This is a genomic window from Streptomyces sp. NPDC051109 (genome assembly GCF_044455885.1).
Lineage (GTDB): Bacteria > Actinomycetota > Actinomycetes > Streptomycetales > Streptomycetaceae > Streptomyces.
The window spans coordinates 163257-186101 of sequence record NZ_JBITFF010000012.1 but is presented as its reverse complement, the minus strand read 5'-3'; the positions used below and the strand labels follow the sequence as shown (position 1 = coordinate 186101).

19 protein-coding genes are annotated in these 22845 nt (G+C 73.7%); 6 read left to right on the top strand and 13 right to left on the bottom strand.

Features of this window, described 5'->3' with window-relative positions:
* The first annotated feature begins 97 nt into the window (after nucleotides 1-97).
* Entirely contained in the window at nucleotides 98-940 is an 843-nt protein-coding gene (locus tag ACIBAD_RS22935) for an ABC transporter ATP-binding protein (protein WP_134073448.1), read from the top strand.
* Nucleotides 937-2601 (top strand): transporter, encoded by a 1665-nt coding sequence (locus tag ACIBAD_RS22930; RefSeq protein WP_208329022.1) that lies wholly within the window; start codon nucleotides 937-939, stop codon nucleotides 2599-2601. The genes ACIBAD_RS22935 and ACIBAD_RS22930 overlap by 4 nt, the downstream gene beginning before the upstream one ends.
* 100 nt (nucleotides 2602-2701) lie before the next feature.
* On the opposite strand, the gene ACIBAD_RS22925 is transcribed toward ACIBAD_RS22930, so the two are convergent.
* The gene (locus tag ACIBAD_RS22925; protein WP_134073446.1) at nucleotides 2702-3586 is read right to left on the bottom strand and encodes an alpha/beta fold hydrolase; all 885 of its coding nucleotides are present in this window, start codon (nucleotides 3584-3586) and stop codon (nucleotides 2702-2704) included.
* A gap of 302 nt (nucleotides 3587-3888) precedes the next feature.
* A complete protein-coding gene (locus ACIBAD_RS22920) occupies nucleotides 3889-4581 on the bottom strand; it encodes a metal-dependent transcriptional regulator (protein ID WP_030156851.1) in 693 nt (230 codons plus the stop codon).
* Between the two features lie 210 nt (nucleotides 4582-4791).
* On the opposite strand from ACIBAD_RS22920, the gene ACIBAD_RS22915 reads away from it, so the two are divergent.
* Nucleotides 4792-5547, top strand: coding sequence for an SIS domain-containing protein (locus tag ACIBAD_RS22915; RefSeq protein ID WP_134073444.1), 756 nt, complete (start codon nucleotides 4792-4794; stop codon nucleotides 5545-5547).
* Nucleotides 5548-5604: 57 nt separating this feature from the next.
* Here the strand turns inward: ACIBAD_RS22915 and ACIBAD_RS22910 are convergent, their stop codons facing one another.
* Nucleotides 5605-6936, bottom strand: a complete 1332-nt coding sequence (locus tag ACIBAD_RS22910; protein WP_398908194.1) for a PAS domain-containing protein — start codon at nucleotides 6934-6936, stop codon at nucleotides 5605-5607.
* A gap of 389 nt (nucleotides 6937-7325) precedes the next feature.
* Nucleotides 7326-7988 carry a pyridoxamine 5'-phosphate oxidase gene (pdxH, locus tag ACIBAD_RS22905; protein ID WP_134073440.1) on the bottom strand — a complete coding sequence of 221 codons (663 nt, stop codon included), beginning with the start codon at nucleotides 7986-7988 and terminating at the stop codon, nucleotides 7326-7328.
* A gap of 200 nt (nucleotides 7989-8188) precedes the next feature.
* Between pdxH and ACIBAD_RS22900 the strand changes: the two genes are divergently transcribed.
* Nucleotides 8189-9295 carry a citrate synthase 2 gene (locus ACIBAD_RS22900; RefSeq protein ID WP_134073438.1) on the top strand — a complete coding sequence of 369 codons (1107 nt, stop codon included), beginning with the start codon at nucleotides 8189-8191 and terminating at the stop codon, nucleotides 9293-9295.
* Nucleotides 9296-9394: 99 nt separating this feature from the next.
* Here the strand turns inward: ACIBAD_RS22900 and ACIBAD_RS22895 are convergent, their stop codons facing one another.
* The 7 genes from ACIBAD_RS22895 to ACIBAD_RS22865 form a co-directional block, all read right to left on the bottom strand.
* Nucleotides 9395-10066, bottom strand: coding sequence for a TetR/AcrR family transcriptional regulator (locus tag ACIBAD_RS22895; protein WP_398908192.1), 672 nt, complete (start codon nucleotides 10064-10066; stop codon nucleotides 9395-9397).
* On the bottom strand, nucleotides 10054-10791 hold the full coding sequence (locus ACIBAD_RS22890; RefSeq protein WP_398908190.1) for an enoyl-CoA hydratase family protein: 738 nt from the start codon (nucleotides 10789-10791) through the stop codon (nucleotides 10054-10056). The genes ACIBAD_RS22895 and ACIBAD_RS22890 overlap by 13 nt, the downstream gene beginning before the upstream one ends.
* A 163-nt stretch (nucleotides 10792-10954) precedes the next feature.
* On the bottom strand, nucleotides 10955-12127 hold the full coding sequence (locus tag ACIBAD_RS22885) for an acyl-CoA dehydrogenase family protein (RefSeq protein WP_398908189.1): 1173 nt from the start codon (nucleotides 12125-12127) through the stop codon (nucleotides 10955-10957).
* On the bottom strand, nucleotides 12124-14172 hold the full coding sequence (locus tag ACIBAD_RS22880; protein ID WP_398908188.1) for a biotin carboxylase N-terminal domain-containing protein: 2049 nt from the start codon (nucleotides 14170-14172) through the stop codon (nucleotides 12124-12126). The genes ACIBAD_RS22885 and ACIBAD_RS22880 overlap by 4 nt, the downstream gene beginning before the upstream one ends.
* An 8-nt stretch (nucleotides 14173-14180) precedes the next feature.
* Nucleotides 14181-15779, bottom strand: coding sequence for an acyl-CoA carboxylase subunit beta (locus ACIBAD_RS22875; RefSeq protein ID WP_398908187.1), 1599 nt, complete (start codon nucleotides 15777-15779; stop codon nucleotides 14181-14183).
* Nucleotides 15776-17452, bottom strand: a complete 1677-nt coding sequence (locus ACIBAD_RS22870) for an acyclic terpene utilization AtuA family protein (RefSeq protein WP_398908232.1) — start codon at nucleotides 17450-17452, stop codon at nucleotides 15776-15778. Before ACIBAD_RS22870 ends, ACIBAD_RS22875 begins: the two co-directional genes overlap by 4 nt.
* A gap of 95 nt (nucleotides 17453-17547) precedes the next feature.
* On the bottom strand, nucleotides 17548-18348 hold the full coding sequence (locus ACIBAD_RS22865; protein ID WP_398908186.1) for a TIGR03084 family metal-binding protein: 801 nt from the start codon (nucleotides 18346-18348) through the stop codon (nucleotides 17548-17550).
* 352 nt (nucleotides 18349-18700) lie between these two features.
* Between ACIBAD_RS22865 and ACIBAD_RS22860 the strand changes: the two genes are divergently transcribed.
* Entirely contained in the window at nucleotides 18701-20314 is a 1614-nt protein-coding gene (locus ACIBAD_RS22860) for an alpha/beta fold hydrolase (protein WP_398908185.1), read from the top strand.
* 78 nt (nucleotides 20315-20392) lie between these two features.
* Here ACIBAD_RS22860 and ACIBAD_RS22855 read toward each other — a convergent pair whose 3' ends face one another.
* The gene (locus ACIBAD_RS22855; RefSeq protein ID WP_134073421.1) at nucleotides 20393-20857 is read right to left on the bottom strand and encodes a hypothetical protein; all 465 of its coding nucleotides are present in this window, start codon (nucleotides 20855-20857) and stop codon (nucleotides 20393-20395) included.
* A 39-nt stretch (nucleotides 20858-20896) separates the two neighbouring features.
* On the opposite strand from ACIBAD_RS22855, the gene ACIBAD_RS22850 reads away from it, so the two are divergent.
* Nucleotides 20897-21874, top strand: coding sequence for a YafY family protein (locus ACIBAD_RS22850; RefSeq protein WP_134073420.1), 978 nt, complete (start codon nucleotides 20897-20899; stop codon nucleotides 21872-21874).
* A gap of 25 nt (nucleotides 21875-21899) precedes the next feature.
* Here ACIBAD_RS22850 and ACIBAD_RS22845 read toward each other — a convergent pair whose 3' ends face one another.
* A complete protein-coding gene (locus tag ACIBAD_RS22845) occupies nucleotides 21900-22841 on the bottom strand; it encodes an EamA family transporter (protein ID WP_398908184.1) in 942 nt (313 codons plus the stop codon).
* Nucleotides 22842-22845 lie beyond the last annotated feature (4 nt).

The window sequence follows — 22845 nt, the reverse complement described above, 5'->3', positions numbered from 1 at the left end:
CCGGAAACTCATGACATAAGTAACTGCCCAGCCTCTCCCCGCCCTCCTATCGTGAGGAGGGCAAGACCACGGGGATGAGGACGAGAGGCAGGCGCACATGCCGGACCAGGCAGTTGCGACGGGTGGGGCGGACGGACCGGACGGCGCGCGGCCCGCGCCGTCCGCCGGACGGGCGGCGGTACGGGTCGAGGGCCTGTGGAAGCGCTTCGGCGACCAGGTCGCGGTCGCGGGGATCGACCTGGAGCTGCCCGCGGGCCAGTTCATCGGCCTGGTCGGGCCGAACGGCGCCGGCAAGACGACGACGCTGTCGATGGTGACCGGGCTGCTGCGCCCGGACATGGGTCGGGTCCTCGTCTCCGGGCACGACGTGTGGAGCGACCCGGTCGAGGTGAAGTCGCGGATCGGCGTACTGCCGGAGGGCCTGCGGCTGTTCGAGCGGCTGTCGGGCCGCGAGCTGCTCGGCTACATGGGCCGGCTGCGGGGGCTGCCGGGCGAGGAGACGGACAAGCGGGCCACGCAGCTGCTGGACGTACTGGACCTCGCGGGCTCGCAGCACAAGCTGGTCGTGGACTACTCGACGGGCATGCGGAAGAAGATCGGCCTGGCCGCCGCCCTGCTGCACAACCCCGAAGTCCTCTTCCTGGACGAGCCGTTCGAGGGTGTGGACCCGGTGTCGGCGCAGACCATCCGCGGGGTGCTGGAGCGCTACACCTCGTCCGGCGCCACCGTCGTCTTCTCCTCCCACGTGATGGAGCTGGTCGAGTCGCTGTGCGACTGGGTGGCCGTCATGGCCGCCGGCCGGATCCGCGCCGCGGGCCCGCTGGCCGACGTACGGGGCGACGCGCCCTCGCTGCAGACCGCGTTCCTGGAGCTGGTCGGTGCGGGCGGGCGCGACGCGGGGGACTCCCTGGACTGGCTCGGCGGGCAGGCGGCCCGATGAGCGCCGCACCCGCCTCCGCCCCGGCGGCCGGGCACGCCTCGGCCGCGACCCCGGCCTCCGCTCCCGCGGTGAACCTGACCTCGGTCTTCGTCCGCCTCAAGCTCTCGCTGATCCGCAACGGGCTGAAGGGCTCGTCGAAGCGCAAGGCCGCGTACTTCACCTCGCTGGCGCTGTCGCTGGCGGTGGCCTGCCTCGCGATGATCGGCCTGGCCGTGCTGCACGGGAACGCGCACGCGGGCACGGTCGTCGTGCTGCTCGCGGCGATCCTGGCGCTGGGCTGGACGTTCATGCCGCTGTTCTTCCCGAGCGGGGACGAGACGCTCGACCCGAGCCGGCTCGTCATGCTGCCGCTGCGGCCGCGGCCGCTCGTACGGGCCCTGCTGGCCTCCTCGCTGGTCGGTATCGGCCCGCTGTTCACGGTCTGCCTCGCGGTGGGCTCGGTGGTGGCCGTCGCGCGGGGCGCGGCGGGCATCGCGGCGGCCGTCGTGGCCGTGCCGCTGCTGGTGCTGGGCTGCGTCGTGCTGGCCCGCGCCGTGGCCACGGCCAACGTCCGGCTGCTGACCAGCCGCAAGGGGCGCGACCTCGCGCTGCTCAGCGGCCTGCTGATCGCGATCGGCGCGCAGCTGGCGAACTTCGCCAGCCAGCGCCTGTTCCAGGCGGGCGGACTGGCGCAGTTGGAGCCGGCCGAGGCCGTGGTGCGGTGGCTGCCGCCCGCGACGGCCGTCGGCATGGTGGACTCGGCGAGCGAGGGCGCGTACGGGGTGGCCGCGGGCCAGCTGGCCGTGACGGTCCTCGCGCTGGTCCTGCTGCTGCGGTTCTGGGAGCGGAGCCTGACCGCGCTGATGGTCACCCCGGACGGGTCGACGATCGCGGCGGCGAAGCCGTCGGGGAAGCGGGAGTCCGCGGGAGGCGCCGGTGTCCGGGCGTTCCTGCCGGCCGGTCGGACGGGCGCGGTCATGCAGCGCACGCTGCGGTACGTGGTGCGCGACCCGAAGACGAAGTCGGCGTGGGTGACGGCCCTGGCGGTCGGCGCGATCGTCCCGGTCTTCAACGCCCTCCAGGGCACGGGCTCGCTGTACCTGGCCTGCTTCGGCGCGGGCATGCTCGGCATGCAGATGTACAACCAGTTCGGGCAGGACACCTCGGCGTTCTGGATGGTCGCGCAGACCATCTCGACCCCGCGGGAGGCGTTCGAGGAGCTGCGCGCCCGCGCATACGCCCTGGCCCTGGTGACCGTCCCGTACACGGTCGTGCTCATGGCGGTCACGGCGGCGCTCGTGCACGACTGGAGCGGTTTGCCGGCGGCTCTCGGGGTGGCCCTGGGGCTGCTCGGCTCGATGCTGTGCACGGGCGCACTGGCCTCGGCCCGGTTCCCGTACTCGATCCCGACGGACGGCGCGTTCAAGAACGTGGTGCCGGGTCAGGCCGGGCTCGCCTGGGCGGGCATCTTCGGCGGCATGCTGGCGTCGGCGGTGATCTGTTCGCCGGTGATCGCCCTGGCGGTCTTCCTCAACGTGACGGACCAGCAGTCCCTGACCTGGATCCTGCTGCCGCTGGGCGCGGCCTGGGGCACCCTCGCGGCCTGGGCGGGCCTGCGCCTGACGGCGCCGACGGTGGCCAGGACCCTTCCGGAGATCCTGCTGGCGGTCAGCAAGGGCTGAGCGGCGGGGGCTCGGCGGCAAGGACTGAGCGTCGGGCGTACGTGATGCGCGTACGGGAGGGGGTGACGGGCTGCTGCCCGCCGCCCCCTCCGCGCGTTCCTCAGCGGGCGGCGCTTCTGATCCGCTCCAGGAAGGGCTCCAGGGCGGCGCGCCAGGCGGCGGGTTGGTCGTAGTGGAGGTAGTGGCCGGCGTCGGGGATCTCGGCGTACTGGCCCTCCGGGAGGACGCGGACCATCTCCTGGGCCTCGGCGCGGCCCAGTTCGCCGTCGAGGCCGCGGACGACCAGGGTCGGGCAGCGGACCTGGGCCAGCTCCTCCCAGTGCGCGTCGTGCACCCAGGTCTCGCGGGCGGTCAGCATCTGGCGGCGGGAGAACAGGGGGCGCCAGCCGTCGGGGGCCTGGTGCATCACCTCGGCGAAGAAGGAGCCGCGGCCGGGGTCGGGGCGTTCCACCCGGGGGTCGTCCTCGCCGAACCAGCGGCGGGCGGCGTCCTGGGTGGGGAAGGGGAGGGGCCAGCGGCGGAACCACTCCTCCCATTCCTGCTGGGAGGCCTCGCCGAGGGCGGAGGCGCGCATGTCGCAGATCACCAGGGCCTCGACCAGGTCGGGGCGGCGGGCGGCGAGCTGCCAGCCGGTGAGGGCGCCCATGGAGTGTCCGATCAGCGTCACGGGGCCCAGGCCGAGCTGCTCGATGACGGCCTCGGCATCGGCCACGAACGCGTCGCGCCCCAGAGGGGTCGCGGCACCCGGGCCGGCGGCGGGGCGCTCGCTCTGGCCGTGGCCGCGCTGGTCGAGGGCGACGACGCGGCGGTGCTCGGAGAGCCAGCGGGCGGTGCCCGCCCAGTGGAAGGCGCGGCCCATCAGACCGTGGAGTAACAGCACCCGGGGCTCGTCGGGATCCGGGGGCGCGGTGGGGGGCGATTCCCGGAACTCCCAGGCGGCCAGGCGCACACCGTCGGCCCCTGTCACATCGATGCGCTGTACCACGGCAGATGCACCCCCTTCGCTCGCGGCCAGACTATCGAACCCGTATTCGAAAACGGGGTTCTCGTCTTCAACACCGCTCTTTCGAGTGACCTTGCTCAAGGATTGGCCGCCCCTGCCGACGGAGATCCTTTCAACAGGGAGGCGGGCCGCTCGGGGAAGACGGTCCGCGGGGATGACCTTGAGAGCTCGGGGCTCCAGGTCAGCAAGGGGAGGATCGGTCCCGGCGCCGCGAGGCGCCGGGACCGCCCACATCTACCACCGTCTACCGCCGACAGTGCGCGTGCCGGCCTGCGTGGAGGCCGTCAGCGCTTGGCCACGAACACGTGCGAGGCGATCTCCGCATCCAGCTCGGCGGCTTCGCCACCGCTGCCGACCAGCACCCCGCCCGGCGACTCGGTCACGCTGACCACCGAACCGGGCTGCACGCCCGCCCGCCGCAGCGTGTACATCAGCTGGGCGTCCGTCTGGATCGGCTCCCCGATCCGGCGCACGACCACCGTCTTGCCGTCCGCACCCGGATCCAGCTCCGACAGGCTGACCATTCCGTCCTCCAGGAACGGGTCCGCCTCGGCCTTCTCGCCCAGCTCCTCCAGCCCCGGGATCGGGTTCCCGTACGGCGACTCCGTCGGGTGGCGCAGCAGCTCCAGCACCCGCCGCTCCACCGCCTCGCTCATCACGTGCTCCCAGCGGCAGGCCTCGGCGTGCACCTGCTCCCACTCCAGGCCGATGACGTCGACGAGGAGGCATTCCGCGAGCCGGTGCTTGCGCATCACGCGCGTCGCCAGCCGCCGCCCCTCCTCCGTCAGCTCCAGGTGGCGGTCGCTCGCCACGGCCACGAGGCCGTCGCGCTCCATGCGCGCCACCGTCTGGCTCACCGTCGGGCCGCTCTGGTCCAGCCGCTCGGCGATGCGGGCGCGCATGGGGACCACGCCTTCCTCTTCCAGCTCGAGGATGGTGCGGAGATACATCTCCGTGGTATCGATCAGTCCGGACATTCGTGCCCCTCGGATATCGTGCGCTGGCCCTGCACCCAATTCTGACGCATCGCGCCGACAACCGTCCCGTGCCGGACGTCAAGCCCCGCCCAGGACAGCCCCGGGCGACCGGGCCCCGGGATTGACGTCCGTATTGACACGCCCTTGGTCCAGACCGCACGGTGAGCGGCGGACACGGACGAACCCCACCTCTGGAAGGGCCTTCGGCGTATGAGCGAGAGCAAGCTGGCCGGTCGGTTCCTCGACGCCGCGATCGGACTCCTGGAGCGGGTGCGGGACGAGGAGGCCGCGCAGATCGCCGAGGCCGGCGCCGTCATCGCCGACGCCGTCGCCGCCGGGAACCGGCTCTTCGCCTTCGGCGCCGGACACTCCTCGCTGCCCGCGCAGGACGTGGTCTACCGGGCCGGCGGGCTCGCGCTGGTGAACTTCCTCGCCGTCCCCGGAACCGTCGGGATCGACGTCATGCCGGCCACCCTGGGCAGCGCCCTGGAGCGCGTCGACGGCCTCGCCGGGGCCGTCCTCGACAGCAGCCCGGCCACCGACGGCGACGTCCTCGTGATCATCTCCCTCTCCGGGCGCAACGCGCTGCCGGTCGAGATGGCCATGAACGCCCGCGCCATCGGCCTCAAGGTGATCGGCGTGACCTCCGTGGCGTACGCGACGGGGACCAAGTCGCGGCACGTCTCCGGCACCTTCCTCAAGGACCACTGCGACATCGTCCTCGACAGCAAGATCGCGGTCGGCGACGCCGAGCTGAGCCTCGACGGCATCGACGCGCCGTTCGCACCCGCCTCCACCGTCGTGACCAGCGCGATCATGCAGGCCGTGATGGCGGCGGCGGCCGGCGAGCTCGCCGCCCGCGGCCTGGAGCCCCCGCTGCTGCGCTCGGGCAACGTGGACGGAGGCCACGAATGGAACGGCCGCGTCCTCAAGGAGTACGGCGACCGGATCTTCTTCCGCCACTGAGACCTCCCGCGCCCCGGGCCGGGTCCCTCGGATCCGGCCCGATCCGAAGGACACGGCTCAAGGGGCGCCCTCGTCCCGGGCCGGCCCCGGCCACGCCGCCAGGTCCAGGTCGGCCGCCACCCGGGCCGCCACCTCCTCCGCGTACGCCGCGTCCGCCTGCTCGAAGGCCGCCCGCGAAGCGGCCCGTACGAAGGTCAGCGCCCCCACGGTCCGCCCGCGGCTGCGCAGCACCGTGCACAGCACGTGCGCCGCGTCCTGCGGCCACTGCCGCTCCCGCGCCCAGCTCCCGGCCGCCTCCCCGCGCGGAGCGCTCGTACGGACCGAGCCGATCCGGTCCAGCGCCTGGAGCGCCGGGTGCCCGGGCGCGTACCGGGCCGGGATCGCCTCCTCCCCCGGCAGCAGCGGCGGCGACGCCGCCATGCGTACGAGCCTGCGCCGGTCCGGGTCGCCCGACTGCTCCAGTACGTCGAGCAGGGCGTGCTCGGCGAATCCGGCGAGCGCGAAGTCCAGCCGTACGGCGGCCGCCTCGGCCGGGTCCTCGCACTCGGCGGCCGCCCGGCCCGAGCGGTGCAGCTGGCCGGCGCGGAACCGCAGCTGCGCCGTGTCCAGCGCGGCCTGCCGGGCCTCGGTGATGTCCTGGAACAGCCAGCCGACCCCGAGCGGGACCGGCTCCTCCGCCAGCGGGGAGCCCAGCCGCAGGAACCCGGACCGCCAGCACCGCCGCCGCACCCCCTCCGGCGTCCGCACCGACACCCACAGCTCCATGGGCGCCGGCGGCGACCCCTCGGCGAGCACGTGCTGCAACGCCCCCTCCAGCTCCTCGACGCCCTGGGCGAGCAGCTCCCCGAGGGGCCGGCCGAGCAGGGCGGTGCGCCCCGAGCCGAAGGCGCGGGCGGCGTGCGCGTTGACCACGGCGGGCCGCAAGTCCACGTCGACGAGGACGACACCCCAGGAGGCGTCGTCCATCAGCGCCTCGCTCAGCGCGATGGACCGCTCCAGGTCGATCTGGGCGTGCACCTCGCTGAAGGCGCAGTACACCCCGGCGGGCTTCCCGTCCGCCCCCGGCACCCCGGCGGACTGGGTCCGCACGAGCACCCGCCCGCCTTCCTTGGTCAGCAGCGCGAACTCGTGCACCTGCCGCCCGGCCACGTCCTGGGCGGCCATGAGCCGCTCCTCCACGTCCTGCGCGTCGGCGGCGCGTACGGCCCACCCGGCGAAGCCCTTGCGTCCGACCGCCTCGGCGGCGCTCCAGCCGAGGATCCGCTCGGCCTCGCGGTTCCAGTGCGTGATCACGCCGTCGGCGTCGAACGCGCACAAGGCGGCGTCCATCCCGTCGAGCAGCGCTGCGAGCAGATCGTCGGTGGTCTCACCACGTCCGGAAGCACTCACCTGGCACCCCCTGCAGGTGTTCGCGTGTGCGGCACGTCAGATCATTCAACTGGAACGTGACGCAGCCCACACCGCATTCCCCGAATCGCCCCGAAATAAATCACTTGAGGACCCCGGGGAGCAGTTCTAGGCTCTGCCTTACACGAGAAGGGAGGTGGTTCCCGAAATGTACGGAAACCGGACGCGTGAGGTGGCTGCGGGCTAAGGGCCCGTCGTCGCACGCACCCAGTGCGGTGCCCGGCGGGTAGCCAGGCGCCAATCCCAAGCAGTCACCCGACCCGCGAGCTCGCCGGTACGTCCGGCCGGCTTCTCTCACTGCAGGAGAGAAACCCGAGCTCGCGGGTCGTCTGCGTGGTCGGGGGGGACGAGGGCCTCCGGCGGGGGTGCGCCTACGGGCAGAGGCGCTCCAGGCGCCACTTGCCGTCCTCCAGTACGTAGTGCAGCCGGTCGTGGAGGCGGTTCTCGTGGCCCTGCCAGAACTCGATCCCGTCGGGGACGACCCGGACGCCGCCCCACTCGGGCGGGACCGGGACCTGCTCGCCCTCCGGATAGCGCTCCGCGAGCTCGGCGTAGCGGCGGTCCAGCTCGGCGCGGGAGCCGATCACCCGGGACTGCTCGCTCGCCCAGGCACCCAGCTGCGAGCCGTGCGGGCGGGAGCGGAAGTACGCCGCCGTCTCGTCGCGGCCGATCCGCGAGGCCGTGCCGGTGACGATGACCTGGCGGGCGATGGGGTGCCAGGGGAAGAGCAGCGCGACGTGCGGGTTCGCGTCGATCTCGCGGCCCTTGCGCGAGCCGTAGTTGGTGTAGAAGACGAATCCCCGCTCGTCGAACTGCTTCAGCAGCACCGTGCGGGAACTGGGGCGGCCATCCGCGGTCGCGGTCGAGACGACCATCGCGTTGGGTTCGAAGAGGTGCGAGTCGGCGGCCTGCTGGAACCACTCGGCGAACTGCCGCATGGGGTCCTCGGCGAGGCCGTCCTCGTGGACGATCTCCGAGCGGTACTGCTTGCGCATCGTGGCGGGGTCAATGTCCTGGTCGGTCACGCGTGCCATCCTGCCGCAGGAGTGCTCGCGGCAGTGTGCCGTATGTCACGCTTCCGCCTGCCAGCCTGAACAGCCAAAATCTTGGGGCCGGTCCGGAGGTCCCCACGCGGGTGACCGACGGCCGTGCCGGGCATCAACGGGGATGACCGCGCCGGACCGCGAGTCACGCCGGGAGCCGCGCGTGTTCGCACTATCTGAGGAGCCGCCTGATGTCCGACTTCGTACCCGGGCTCGAAGGGGTCGTCGCGTTCGAGACCGAGATCGCCGAACCGGACAAGGAAGGCGGATCGCTCCGCTACCGCGGCGTCGACATCGAGGATCTCGTCGGGCACGTCTCGTTCGGCAACGTCTGGGGCCTGCTGGTCGACGGGGCGTTCAACCCCGGCCTGCCCGCCGCCGAGCCCTTCCCGATCCCCGTGCACTCCGGTGACATCCGCGTCGACGTGCAGTCCGCCCTCGCCATGCTCGCCCCCGTGTGGGGTCTGAAACCGCTGCTCGACATCGACGAGCGGACCGCCCGCGACAACCTCGCGCGCGCCGCCGTGATGGCCCTGTCGTACGTGGCCCAGTCCGCGCGCGGTCAGGGCCGGCCGATGGTGCCGCAGAGCGAGATCGACAAGGCCGAGTCCGTGGTCGAGCGGTTCATGATCCGCTGGCGCGGCGAGCCCGACCCGAAGCACGTCAAGGCCGTCGACGCGTACTGGACCTCGGCCGCCGAGCACGGCATGAACGCCTCGACGTTCACCGCGCGCGTGATCGCCTCGACCGGTGCGGACGTGGCCGCCGCGCTGTCCGGCGCGGTCGGCGCCATGTCCGGGCCGCTGCACGGCGGTGCGCCGTCCCGCGTCCTCGGCATGATCGAGGAGATCGAGCGCACCGGTGACGCCGTGGCGTACGTGAAGAAGGCCCTGGACAAGGGCGAGCGGCTGATGGGCTTCGGGCACCGCGTGTACCGGGCCGAGGACCCGCGCGCCCGCGTGCTGCGGCGTACCGCCAAGGAGCTGGACGCGCCGCGCTACGAGGTGGCCGCCGCCCTGGAGAAGGCCGCGCTGGAGGAGCTGCACGCGCGCCGCCCCGACCGGGTGCTCGCCACGAACGTGGAGTTCTGGGCCGCGATCATGCTGGACTTCGCGGAGGTCCCGGCGCACATGTTCACCTCGATGTTCACCTGCGCCCGGACCGCCGGCTGGTCGGCGCACATTTTGGAGCAGAAGCGCACGGGCCGCCTGGTGCGGCCGTCGGCGCGCTACATCGGCCCGGGGCGGCGCGACCCGCGCGACATCGAGGGGTACGCCGACATCGCCGACACGGCCTGAGTCTCCTCCGTACGCCTCGTACGTCTCGTACGCCGGTCAGGGCGTCGCCTCCCGTATGCGCGGGAGGCGACGCCCACGGTGTTCCGGGGGTTCCCGGCCTCAGCCGAGGGCGGCGTCCAGGATGCGGGACCACTGGGCGACCACGCGGGCGCGGCGGGCCGTGTCGTCGGTGAGGACGTTGGCCAGACCGAGTCCCCGGGCCATGTCGAGGAGGCCCTGCACGGTCTCGCGCACTCCGGGCACGGACTCGTCCGCGCCGAGGAGTTCCACGGCGATGCGGTGGGTCTCGCGGCCCACGCGGGCCTCCAGTTCGGTGACCTGGGGGCGCAGCTGCTCCTCGTTGGAGGCGGCGACCCACAGCTGGAGGGCGGCGCGGAAGAGGGCTCCGGTATAGAGGTCGACGATCGCCTCGACCACCGCGGGGCGGGCGGCGGGGCCGGCCTGGAAGAGGTCGCGCAGGGCGGCGGACCGCTCCTCGGAGACGTACGCGACGGCGGCGGTGAACAGGTCCTCGCGCGTCGGGAAGTGGTACTGGGCCGCGCCGCGGGAGACCCCGGCTCGTTCGGCGACGACGGAGACGGTGGAGCCGGCCCAGCCCTGTTCGGCGAGGCAGGCGACGGCCGCCTCCAGGAGGTGGCGGCGGGTGACGCGGCTGCGGGCCTGCTTGGGCCCGGGCTGGGACTCGGGCGCGGGTCCGGCGTCGGACGCGGCTCCGGCGTCCGGCGCGATCCCGGCGTCGGACGCGGTCCCGGCGTCGGTCACAGGGCCCATGACGGGTCCCGGCGTTCGAAGCGGGCGGTGATGCCCTCGCGGGCCTCCGCTGAGGCGAAGTGGTGTGCGGACAGCTCGGTGAGCGCGGAGCCCTCGGCGGCCAGGACGGCCCGCACCGGGGCGGTGAGCAGTTCCTTGGTGGCGGCGAGGGCCTCCGGCCCGGCCTTGCGCAGGCCCGCGAGGACGGGGGCGAGGACCTGGTCCACGTCCTCGCCGTGCAGGGTGAGCAGGCCGATCCGGGCGGCTTCGGCGGCGTCGAAGGCCTCGGCGGTCAGGAAGTACCGGGCCGCGGCGCGCGGGTCCAGGCGCGGGAGCAGCGGCGCGGAGATCACGGCCGGGACCACGCCGAGGTGGGTCTCGGTGAAGGCGTACGTGGAGGCGGGCCCGGCGGCCGCGACGTCGCAGACGCCGAGGAGGCCGAGGCCGCCGGCCCGGACGTGTCCGGTGACGCGGGCCACGACCGGCTTGGGGAGTTCGGCGATCTCGCGGAGCAGGGCGAGGAAGTCGGCCGGGTCGCAGGGGGACTTGAGGTCGGCCCCGGCGCAGAACGTGGTGCCGGTGTGGGTCAGGAGGATCGCCCGCGCCTGCGGGTCCGCCGCCGCCGCGGCGAGGGCCGCGCGCAGTTCGCCGACGAGGTCCGCGGAGAGCGCGTTGCGGTTGGCCGGGGAGTCGAGCGTGAGGGTGGTGAGGCCGAGCGCTCGCGCGGCGCCGACGGGGCGGGTCATGCCATGTCCTCCGGAGGTTGTGCGGATCTTGGGCGGCTCCTGCGGCCGTGCGGCTTTGCGCCCCGGCGGGCCCCGGGCGCCGGTGCCGGGGGCGGTGCCGGTGCCGGTGCAGACGGGGTCGGGGTGTGGCCGCGGGCGGTGCCGGGAGCTCCAGCCGCCCAGGTTAGTAAGACTTGGGCAGGCCCAGGGTCTGGTGGGAGACGAAGTTCAGGATCATCTCGCGGCTGACCGGGGCGATGCGGGAGACGCGGGAAGCGGTGATCAGGGCGGCCAGCCCGTATTCGCGGGTGAGGCCGTTGCCGCCGAGGGTGTGGACGGACTGGTCCACGGCCTTCACGCAGGCTTCGGCGGCCGCGTACTTGGCCATGTTCGCGGCCTCGCCGGCTCCCATGTCGTCGCCCGCGTCGTACAGGTGGGCCGCCTTCTGCATCATCAGGCGGGCGAGTTCGAGGTCGATGTGGGCCGCCGCGAGGGGGTGGGCGATGGCCTGGTGGGCGCCGATCGCCTCCTTCCAGACCTGGCGGGTCTTCGCGTAGTCCACGGCCCTGGCGAGGGCGTAGCGGCCCATTCCGATGGCGAAGGCGGCCGTCATGATGCGTTCGGGGTTGAGGCCGGCGAAGAGTTGGAGCAGGCCCGCGTCCTCGTCGCCCACCAGGGCGTCGGCCGGCAGCCGGACCTCGTCCAAGGTCAGTTCGAACTGCTTTTCCGCGGCATGGAGTTCCATGTCTATGACGGAGCGCGAGAAGCCCGGGGTGTCGCGCGGGACGATGAACAGGCAGGGCTTGAGGCTCCCGGTGCGCGCGTCCTCGGTGCGCCCCACGATGAGCGTGGCGTCGGCGATGTCCACGCCGGAGATGAAGACCTTGCGTCCGGTCAGCACCCACTCGTCACCGTCGCGGCGGGCGGTGGTGGTGATGCGGTGGGAGTTGGAGCCGGCGTCGGGCTCGGTGATCCCGAAGGCCATGGTGCGGCTGCCGTCGGCGAGGCCGGGGAGCCAGGCCCGCTTCTGGGCCTCGGTGCCGAAGCGGGAGAAGACCGTGCCGCAGATGGCGGGGGAGACGACCATCATCAGCAGGGGGCAGCCCGCGGCGCCCAGTTCCTCCAGGACGATGGAGAGTTCGGCGATGCCGCCGCCTCCGCCGCCGTACTCCTCGGGGAGGCTGACCCCGAGGTAGCCGAGCTTGGCGGCGTCGGCCCACAGCTCGTCGGGGTGGCCGCCCTCGCGTGCGACGCGGGAGAGGTACTCGCGTCCGTACCGCTGCCCGAGTGCGGCGACGGCGGCGCGCAGGGCCCGGTGTTCCTCGGTCTCGACGACGGTGCTGGTGGCGGGGCTCATGCTGGCGTTTCCTCCTGGACTACGGCGAGCAGGGCGCCGAACTCGACCTGGTGGCCGAGGGTGGCGTGGAGCGCGGTGAGCGTGCCGGAGGCGGGCGAGACGATGCGGTGCTCCATCTTCATGGCCTCCAGCCAGAGCAGGGGCTGCCCGGCGGTGACGGCGGCGCCGGGGGCGAGGCCCTCGGCGACGCGGACCACGGTGCCGGGCATGGGGGCGAGCAGGGAGCCGGGTTCGGTGCGGTCCTGGGGATCGGCGAACCGGGGGACGGCGGTGAGGGCGTGTGCGCCGAGCGTGGGGGTCCCCCCGCGGAAGGCAGGGGGAGAGTCGACGTAGATTTCTTCCGCTCCGGCCCCGGCACCCTTGGTGTTCGATGTGCGTTTCACGTGGAACATCCGGCGGACGCCGTCGACTTCGAGGGTGACGCGACCGGGTTCGGCTGCCAGGACTCGAACGCCGGGATGGTCCACGAGCTCCGGGGGGCCGCTGCGGGTGGGCCGGTAGCGGACCTCGTAGGTGGTGCCGGCCGCGGTGTAGCGGCGGATCTGCGGCTGGGAGCGGAGGTTGCGCCAGCCGCCGAGGCGGGTGGCGAGCGAGGCGTCCGGGGCGGGCGCGGCCTCGGCGAGGGCGGCTGCGAGGGCGGCCAGGGAGGCGTCCGGGCCGCCTTCGGTGAGGGAGCCCAGGTGGCGCTCGTAGAACCCGGTGTCGAGCCGCGCCTCGGCGAACTCCGGGTGCCGCAGGGAGCGTACGAGGAGCTCGCGGTTGGTGGTGAGCCCGTGGATGCGGGCTCCGGCCAGGGCGTGGGCCAGGGCGCGGACGGCCTCGGCCCGGGTGGGGGCGTGGGCGACGACCTTGGCGAGCATCGCGTCGTAGTGGACGCCGACGGTGTCCCCGTCGGCGAAGCCGGTGTCCACGCGGACCTGACCCGGGACGGCCAGGGTGTGCAGGACACCGGTCTGGGGGCGCCAGTCCTGGGCGGGGTCCTCGGCGTACAGGCGGGCTTCGACGGCGTGCCCGGCGGGCTCGGGGGGCGTCAGCGGCAGGGCTGCGCCCTCGGCGACGCGCAGTTGCAGGGCGACGAGGTCGAGGCCGAAGACGGCCTCGGTGACGGGGTGTTCCACCTGGAGGCGGGTGTTCATCTCCAGGAAGTACGGGCGCCCGTCGGCGGCGACGAGGAACTCGACGGTCCCCGCGCCCTCGTAGGAGACCGCGCGGGCGGCGGCCACCGCGGCCGCATGGAGGTTCTCGCGCAGGCTGTCCGGCAGGGCGGGTGCCGGGGCCTCCTCGATGACCTTCTGGTGGCGCCGCTGGAGGGAGCAGTCGCGGGTGCCGAGCGCCCAGACGGTGCCGTGGGAGTCGGCGAGGATCTGGACCTCGACGTGGCGGCCGCGTTCGACGTAGGGCTCGGCGAAGACCTCCCCGTCGCCGAAGGCGGAGGCCGCCTCGGCGGAGGCGGCGTCGAGGGACTCCTTGAGGGTGTCGAGATCGCGTACGACGCGCATGCCGCGCCCGCCGCCGCCCGCGGCGGCCTTGAGCAGGAGGGGCAGGTCGGCGGCGGTGGCGGCCGCGGGGTCGACGGGGTCGAGGAGCGGGACCCCGGCGGCGCGCATCAGCTCCTTGGCCCGCGTCTTGGAGGCCATGGCCTCGATGGCCTCGGGCGGCGGGCCGATCCAGGCGAGTCCGGCGGCGGCGACCTCGCGGGCGAAGCCGGCGTTCTCGGAGAGGAACCCGTAGCCGGGGTGGACGGCGTCCGCGCCGGCGGCGAGGGCGGCCTTGATGACGAGGTCGCCGCGCAGGTAGGTGTCGGCGGGGGCGGCGCCGGGGAGGCGCACGGCCGCGTCGGCCTCCCGTACGTGCAGGGCGTCGGTGTCGGGGTCGGAGTGCACGGCGACGGTGGAGAGGCCGAGGGCGCGGGCGGTGCGGAAGATCCGTACGGCGATCTCGCCGCGGTTGGCGACGAGGAGGGAGGTCAAAGGGCGCCGGGTCAGGGGCTGCTGGGTCAGGGGCTGCTGGGTCAGGGGCTGCTGGGTCAGGGGCTGCTGGGTCATGTGCGGGCTCACATCCGGAAGACGCCGAAGCCGCCGCGGGCGCCCTCGACGGGGGCGTTGTGGACGGCCGACAGGCACAGGCCGAGGACGGTACGGGTGTCGCGCGGGTCGATGACGCCGTCGTCGTACAGCCGCCCCGAGAGGAACATCGGCAGGGACTCGGACTCGATCTGCGCCTCCACGAAGGCGCGCATCCCGGCGTCGGCCTCCTCGTCGTACGGCTGCCCCTTCGCGGCGGCCGACTGCCGGGCCACGATGGAGAGCACCCCGGCGAGCTGGGCCGGGCCCATGACGGCGGATTTGGCGCTGGGCCAGGCGAAGAGGAAGCGGGGCTCGTAGGCGCGGCCGCACATGCCGTAGTGGCCGGCTCCGTAGCTGGCGCCGATGAGGACGGAGAGGTGGGGGACGCGGGAGTTGGAGACCGCGTTGATCATCATGGAGCCGTGCTTGACGATGCCGCCCTGCTCGTACTCCTTGCCGACCATGTAGCCGGTGGTGTTGTGGAGGAAGAGGAGCGGGATGTCTCGCTGGTTGGCGAGCTGGATGAACTGGGCGGCCTTCTGCGACTCGGCGCTGAACAGCACGCCCTGGGCGTTGGCGAGGATGCCGACGGGGTAGCCGTGGAGGGTCGCCCAGCCGGTGACCAGGCTGGTGCCGTAGAGGGGCTTGAACTCGTCGAAGTCGGAGCCGTCGACGATGCGGGCGATGACCTCGCGGGGGTCGAAGGGGGTCTTGAGGTCGGCGGGGACGATGCCGAGGAGTTCTTCCGGGTCGTACGCGGGCTCCTCGGCGGGCTGCGGATCGGGATGGTGCTTGCGGTGGTTCAGGCGGGCGACGACGCGGCGGGCCTGGCGGATCGCGTCGTGCTCGTCGAGGGCGTAGTAGTCGGCGAGTCCGGAGGTGCGGGCGTGCATGTCGGCTCCGCCGAGGGACTCGTCGTCGCTCTCCTCGCCGGTGGCCATCTTGACGAGCGGCGGACCGCCGAGGAACACCTTGGAGCGGTCCTTGATCATGATGGTGTGGTCGGACATCCCCGGGATGTACGCGCCTCCCGCGGTGGAGTTCCCGAAGACCACGGCGACGGTGGGGATGCCTGCGGCCGAGAGCCGGGTCAGGTCGCGGAAGATCGCGCCGCCCGGGATGAAGATCTCCTTCTGGGAGGGGAGATCGGCGCCGCCGGACTCGACGAGGCTGATGCACGGGAGGTGGTTCTGCCGGGCGATCTCGTTGGCCCGGAGGGCCTTCTTGAGCGTCCAGGGGTTGGAGGCGCCGCCGCGGACGGTGGGGTCGTTGGCGGTGACCAGGCACTCGACGCCCTCGACCGTGCCGATGCCGGTGACCATGGAGGCGCCGACGGGGTAGTCGCTGCCCCAGGCGGCGAGCGGGGACAGCTCCAGGAACGGGGTGTCCGGGTCGAGGAGCAGCTCGATGCGCTCGCGGGCGAGGAGCTTGCCGCGGTCCTTGTGGCGGGCCGTGTACTTCTCGCCGCCGCCGAGGAGGGCCTTGCCGTGCTCGGCGTCCAGCTCGGCGAGGCGGGCGGTGGCTGCCGCGTGGTGGGCGAGGTAGTCGGGGGCGTGGGGGTCGACGGTGGTGGTGAGGCGGGTCATGGGGCGGTCCCCTCCGGGGTGAGCGGGAGGCGGGTCGGCAGGAGGTGGGCGGGAACGTCGGCGTGCCGGGCGCGCAGCCACTCCCCGAGGGCCTTGGCCTGGGGGTCGAAGCGGTGGGCGGAGGCGACGCCGGCGCCGAGGATTCCGGCGATGGTGAAGTTGAGCGCGCGGAGGTTGGGCAGTTCGTGCCGGGTGACGGGGAGGCCCGCCGTCTCGGGGAGCAGGGCCTGGAGGGTCTCGACGGTGAGGGTGGTGCGGAGCCACTCCCAGGCGTCGTCGCGTTCGACCCAGACGCCGATGTTGGCGTCGCCGCCCTTGTCGCCGCTGCGGGCGCCGATCAGCGTGCCGAGGGGCACCCGGCGGGTGGGCTGCCCCGCCGGCGCCTGCGACGGTGCGGGGCGGGCGGGTGCCGCCACCGGGGGCACTCCCGGGTCCCCGGACTCCGGACGGGCCGGCACGCCCGGACGGGCCGGGATCGCGAGGCGGGTGCCGTCGGGGAGGACCGCCACGTGGGGGACCGAGGTCGCGGGGACGGCCGAGGACGTGAAGACGCCGTACGGCTGGGCCGGGCCCGGCGGGGACGTCACGTGGAATCCCGGATAGCTGGCCAGGGCCAGTTCGATGGCCTCCGAGGTGAGGGCGCGGCCCACCCGGTCCGGCGACGGGTCGCGGACCACCAGGCGCAGGAGGGCGCTCGCCGTCTCCTCCGTCCCGGCGTCCTCGTGGTCCGTGCGGGCCAGTGTCCAGTCCGCCGTGGCCACTGGGGAGAGGGCGTCGGCCAACTGCGCCTGTACCAGCGCCGCCTTCTCCTCGATGTCCAAGCCCGTCAGGACGAAGACCACCTCGTTGCGCCAGCCGCCGATGCGGGTCACCCCCACTTTGAGGGTGGGGGGCGGGGGCTCCCCCAGGACGCCCGTGATCGCCACGCGGTCGGCGCCGAGGTCCGACAGCCGAACCGTGTCCAGGCGGGCCGTGACGTCCGGGCCGAGGTAGCGGGGACCCTGGGTTTCGTACAGGAGTTGGGCCGTCACCGTGCCCGCCGAGACGACCCCGCCCGTGCCCGGGTGCTTCGTGATCACCGAGGAGCCGTCCTGCGCGATCTCCGCCAGCGGGAACCCGGGGCGGCGGACGTCGTGCGCCGTGAAGAAGGCGTAGTTGCCGCCGGTGGCCTGGGTCCCGCACTCCAGGACGTGCCCCGCCACCACCGCCCCCGCCAGCCGGTCGTGGTCGTCCGGCGCCCAGTCGAACCACCAGGCCGCCGACCCGCTGACCAGGGCCGCGTCGGTGACCCGGCCGGTGACGACCACGTCCGCGCCCGCCCGCAGGCAGGCCGTGATGCCGGCGCCGCCCAGGTAGGCGTTCGCGGTCAGCGCGCCCTCCGCGAACGGCATCAGGTCGTCGCCCTCGACATGGGCGACCGACACCGGCAGCCCGGTCTCGGCGGCGAGCCGGCGGATCGCGTCGGCCAGTCCCGCCGGGTTCAGGCCGCCCGCGTTGGCGACGATCCGCACTCCCCGCTCGCGCGCGAGGCCCAGGCCCTCCTCCAACTGCCGCAGGAAGGTCTTGGCGTAGCCGAAGTCCGGGGTCTTCAGCCGGTCGCGGCCCAGGATCAGCATGGTCAGCTCGGCGAGGTAGTCGCCGGTCAGCACGTCCAGCGGCCCGCCGGTCAGCATCTCCTCGAAGGCGCTGAAGCGGTCCCCGTAGAACCCCGAGGCGTTGCCGATGCGCAGCGGCCGGCGGGGGCCCGCGTCCGCGCCGCGGCCGCCGCTCACCGGGCCGCCCCCGGTGCGCGGCCGGGGCCCGCCGGTCCCGCGAAGGCCTGGGCGATGTCCAGCCAGCGGTCGGCGTCCGGGCCGGCGGCCGTCAGGGCCAGGTCCTCGCGGTGGGCCCGCTGGGTCACCAGCAGGCAGAAGTCGAGTGCCGGGCCGGTGATCCGGTCCGCCGCGTCCTGCGGCCCGTAGGCCCAGGGCTCCCCGCCGTCCGGCGGTACGAGTTCCACCCTGAACTCCCCGGCGGGCGCGGGCAGTCCCCGGACCGCGAACGCGTAGTCGCGGGCCCGTACTCCGATCCGCGCCACGTGCCGCAGCCGTGCGGTCGGGGTGCGGCGCACGCCGAGGGCGTCGGCGACGTCCTGGCCGTGCGCCCAGGTCTCCATGAGGCGGGCACTGGCCATGGAGGCGGCCTTCATCGGCGGCCCGTACCAGGGGAAGCGGGCGTCGGGCGAGGCCGCGGCGAGCGCCTCGTCGAGAGCGGTGCGCCCGGCCCGCCAGCGGGCCAGCAGCTCGGCGGGCGGCAGTGCGGCGCCCTCCGCCGCGCCCTCGTCCACGAAGGATTCGGGGGCCTTGACCGCCTCCTCGACCAGGGCGGCGAAGCCCTCGGGGTCGGTGAGGGAGACCAGCGCGGCCCGGTCGGTCCAGTGCAGGTGGGCGATCTGGTGGGCGACGGTCCAGCCGGTCGCGGGGGTGGGCCCGGCCCATCCGGCGCCGGGCAGGTCCCGTACCAGGGTTTCGAGCGCGAGGCCTTCCTCGCGCAGATCGGCGAAGACGGCGGCAGCTGACGGATCGAGCACGGCGGGCTCCCCTTTCGGCGTGAGGGGAAGACTGGCAGCCGCGGGCAAAACAAGCAAGCATGCTTGCATGATTTGGCCGCCGAGCGTCCCCTTCGCGCCACCGCCGCCAACCGGCTTGGACGAACGGCGATTTGATGTTCGACGCCGGCCCGGCGCTGGTCGGCGGGTACGGCCGCCGCGGGCCCGGAGGGGGCGATTCAGGCCGTACGCCGGAAAGCGGCGGAACCCGGCCGATGTCGCCCCGATACTGAACGCTTCCCCCGCGAAGTCCCCCCGCGCCGAAGGCACTCGCGAAGCAGGCACTCGAAGAAGTCACTCGCCGAACGTCACCCGACGAAGAGGATGAACCGACGTGATCTCAGCCGCTTTCTCGCTCTATCCGGAACTCGACGCGACCGCCCTCACCGCATTCGTCGCCGCCCTCGAAACCGGCGACGTCACCGGCCTCGCCCCCGCCCGCGCCGCAGCGGTCGCCGACGCCCGGTCCGTCGCCGTCTTCAGCCGGGTCAAGGTCGCCGGCTCCGACGGGGACCTGCTCGACGCCGCGCTGTGGCGGCACAACGGGGCCCAGCCGCGGCCGGTGATCGTGATGCCCTCACCGTGGACGAACCACGGCTGGCTCCCGTATGCGGTCCAGGCCAGCGTCTTCGCGGCCCGCGGTTACAACGTCCTCGCCTACAGCGCCCGCGGTTTCGGCGGATCCGAGGGGCAGGTCGACGTGGCCGGTCCGCTCGACGTCGCCGACGGCAGCCGGGCCCTGGACCACCTCGTCGAGCGCACCGCCGGCCCGGTCACGAAGATCGGCTTCCTGGGGGACTCGTACGGCTCCGGCATCGGTCAGCTCGTCGCCGCGCACGACACGCGCGTGGACGCGGTCGTCGCGCTCAGCACCTGGGGCGACCTCGGCGAGGCCTTCTACGAGAACCGGACCCGGCACGTGGCCGCTGTCGAGGCGCTGCTCAAGGCGGCCTCGAAGGCCCGGCTGAGCCCGCAGACCCAGAGCGTGTTCGAGAACGTCCTGGCCAACCGTGACGTCCAGGGGACCCTGCGCTGGGCGGAGCAGCGCTCGCCGTTCACCCACATCAAGGAGCTCAACCGGCGCCAGGTGCCCGTGTACTTCTCGCACGCCTGGCACGAGACCCTCTTCCCCGGCAACCAGACGCTGAGGCTGTTCAACGAGCTCACCGGGCCCAAGCGCCTCGACCTCTCCATCGGCGACCACTCCGGGCCCGAGATGACGGGCATGATCGGCCTGCCCAACCGGATCTGGACGAACGCCCACCGCTGGTTCGACCACCATCTGAGGGGGATCGACAACGGCATCGGCGACGAGGGCCAGGTGCTCAGCGAGGTCATGTGGGGCCGGACCCTGGAACCCCGCCCCACCTGGGACTCCGTCACCGAACAGGTGCGCCGGCTGCACCTGGTGAGCGGCGGGGAACTCACCGAGCGGCCCGAGGCCGGCTGGAGCGCGGGCGTGCTGTGCGGGGTGGACACCCCGGCGACCGTCGCCGACGAGATCGTGCTCTCCGGGTACGACGAGATCGCGGGCCGCCCGAAGGCCTACCGGACCGGCGACATCGACCGCACCGTCGCCGCGGTCTGGACGGCGGACCCGGAAGCGGAGACCGCCCGGCTGCGGGGCACGCCGCGGCTCCGCGTCACGTACCGGGCCGCGAACCCCGACTCCTCGTTCGTCGCGTACCTGCTCGCGGTGGGGCCCGACGGTACGGGGCACATCGTCACGCACGCCCCGTACGCGGACCTCGACTCGGCGCCCGACAGTCTGGTCAGCGCCGACATCGAGCTGCAGGCGACGGCGTACGACGTCCCGCGCGGACACCGGCTGATGCTGGTGATCGACGCCCGCGACCCCTTCTACGGGGACGCCAACCTGCCGCGTTCGACGCTGGCCTTCACCTCCCCGGAGGCCACGCCGTCCTACCTGGACCTGCCGCTGGGCTGACGGCCGGGCGGGGCCTCCCCCGCCGGTCGCGCCCGCCCCGCCGAGCACCCCCGTGGCCGGCGGGGCGGGGGTGCGGCCTCAGGGGCGGGGGCGGGAACGGGGGCGAAAGTCCATCGTCCAGTTGTGGATCCAGCTCGCGCCCCCGTCGAGTGAGAAGAACTGCTCCCAGCGGGGGGAGCCGGAGGCGGTCCCCGACCACACGAACCGGACGCCGACCGCCTTGCCGGCGTACGTGTCCTCGCCCTCGAAGACGCCGACGCCGTCCGTGAAGCGGCCGGTGACCGGCGGGAAGAGGGTTCCGGTGCGGCGGCTCGCCCAGTACAGGGACCACTGCTCCCGCTCCGGGTCGTACAGGCGCAGCGTCAGACCGGCGTAGCCCTCGGTCGGGAACTCGATCTCGTCGAAGCTCGCGGCGCCGTCGAAGTGCCGGGACGCCCGGGAGACGGCCGGGAACTCCTCCCACTCGCCGTCCGGGTCGAGGAAGTCGAGGCGCCGGCGGTTGGTGACGTCCCAGGTGCCGAGGAGAAAGTCGAAGTCGTTCATGCGAGGACCGTAGGACCGCTTCGCTGACATCCTGTGTCAGTGAAATCGAGCCGCCTGCTGTCGATCCTGCTGCTGCTCCAGACCCGGGGGCGGATGACCGCCGCCGAGCTCGCGGAGGAACTGGAGGTGTCCGTACGCACGGTCTACCGCGACGCGGAGGCGCTGGCCGCGGCGGGCGTCCCGCTGTACGGGGACGCCGGGCACAGCGGCGGCTACCAGCTGCTGGCCGGCTACCGGACCCGGCTGACCGGGCTCAGCACGGGCGAGGCGGAGGCACTGTTCCTGACCGGAATGCCGGGGCCCGCGGCGGAACTCGGGCTCGGGCGCGCCCTGTCGGCGGCCCAGCTGAAGCTGCGGGCGGCGCTTCCGGCGGAGCTGCGGGAGCAGGCGGACCGGATGAGGCTGCGGTTCCACCTGGACGCGCCGGGTTGGTACGCGGAGCACGAGGAGACCCCGTACCTGGCGCAGGTCGCGGACGCGGTGTGGCGGGGGCGGGAGATCGAGGTCCGCTACCGGCGGTGGAAGGAACCGCGGGAGGTGGACCGGCGGCTGGAGCCGTACGGGCTGGTGCTGAAGGCGGGGCGCTGGTACCTGGTGGCGGGGGTGCAGGGGCGCGGGGGTGCGGCGGAACCGCGGACGTACCGGGTGGACCAGATCCTGTCGGTGCGGGAGACGGCTCGGGAGTGCCTGCTGCCGGAGGGCTTCGAGCTGGCGGAGCACTGGCGCAGGACGCAGGAGGAGTTCCATGCGCGGCTCCATCCGGAGGAGGCGCTGGTCCGTCTGTCCCCGCGCGGCGCGGCGCGGCTGACGGGGGCCCAGGCGCGGGCCTTGGCCGCCGGGGGCGCACCGGATCCGGAACGGGCGGGGTGGACCCGGGCGGTGCTGCCGATCGAGTCGCACGCCCGGGCGGAGGAGCAGTTCCTGGCCCTGGGCGCGGAAGCGGAGGTCCTCTCCCCGCCGCCCCTGCGGGCCCGCATCCGGGCCACCCTGGCGGCGATGACGTCCCGCTACGCCTGAGCCGTCGCCGGCTGCGGCCGGGCGGTCAGGCGGCCGCCTTGCGGGTCTGGGAGCGGACCGCGCCCATGCTCGCCGCGATGACCAGGGCGATCGCCAGCGCGTCGATCGCCGACATCGCCTGGTCCAGGAGCAGGAACCCGGCCGTCGCCGCGATCGCCGGTTCCAGGCTCATCAGGATCGCGAACGTCGGGGCGGGGACGCGGCGCAGCGCCAGGAGCTCCAGGGTGTACGGGAGGACGGAGGACAGGACGGCGACGCCGAGGCCCAGCGCCATCGTGCTCGGCACCAGGAGCGCGGAGCCGGCCTCGATCACGCCCAGCGGGAGCGAGAGCACCGCCGCCACCGCCATGGCCAGGGCCAGCCCGTCCGCCTGCGGGAAGCGGCGGCCCGTGCGCGCGCTGAACACGATGTACGCCGCCCACATCGCGCCCGCTCCGAGCGCGAAGGCCGCGCCGAGGAGGTCGAGGCCGCCGAAGCCGCTGCCGCCGCCGTGGCCGGCGAGCAGGACGACACCGCCGAGGGCCAGGCCGGCCCACAGCAGGCTGACCAGGCGGCGCGAGACGACGACCGACAGGACGAGGGGGCCGAGCACTTCGAGGGTGACGGCCGGACCGAGCGGGATCCGGTCGATGGACTGGTAGAAGAGCCCGTTCATACCGGCCATGGCGATGCCGAAGGCGACGACCGTGACCCAGTCGGCGCGTGAGTGGCCGCGGACCTTCGGGCGGCACAGGAGCAGCAGCACCAGCGCGGCGGCCGCGAGCCGCAGCGTGACGACGCCCGCCGCGCCCGCGGCCGGCATGATCATGACGGCGAGGGCCGCGCCGAACTGCACCGAGATGCCCGCGGCGATGACCAGTGCGACGGGGCCGAAACGGGACGGGCCGGCGGTCGTCGGGAGTGCCGGGTTCGTCGTGAGGTCGGCGGCTGCCGGGGCGTGGTCGGACTTGGGCGAGGTTGCGGGCATTAAT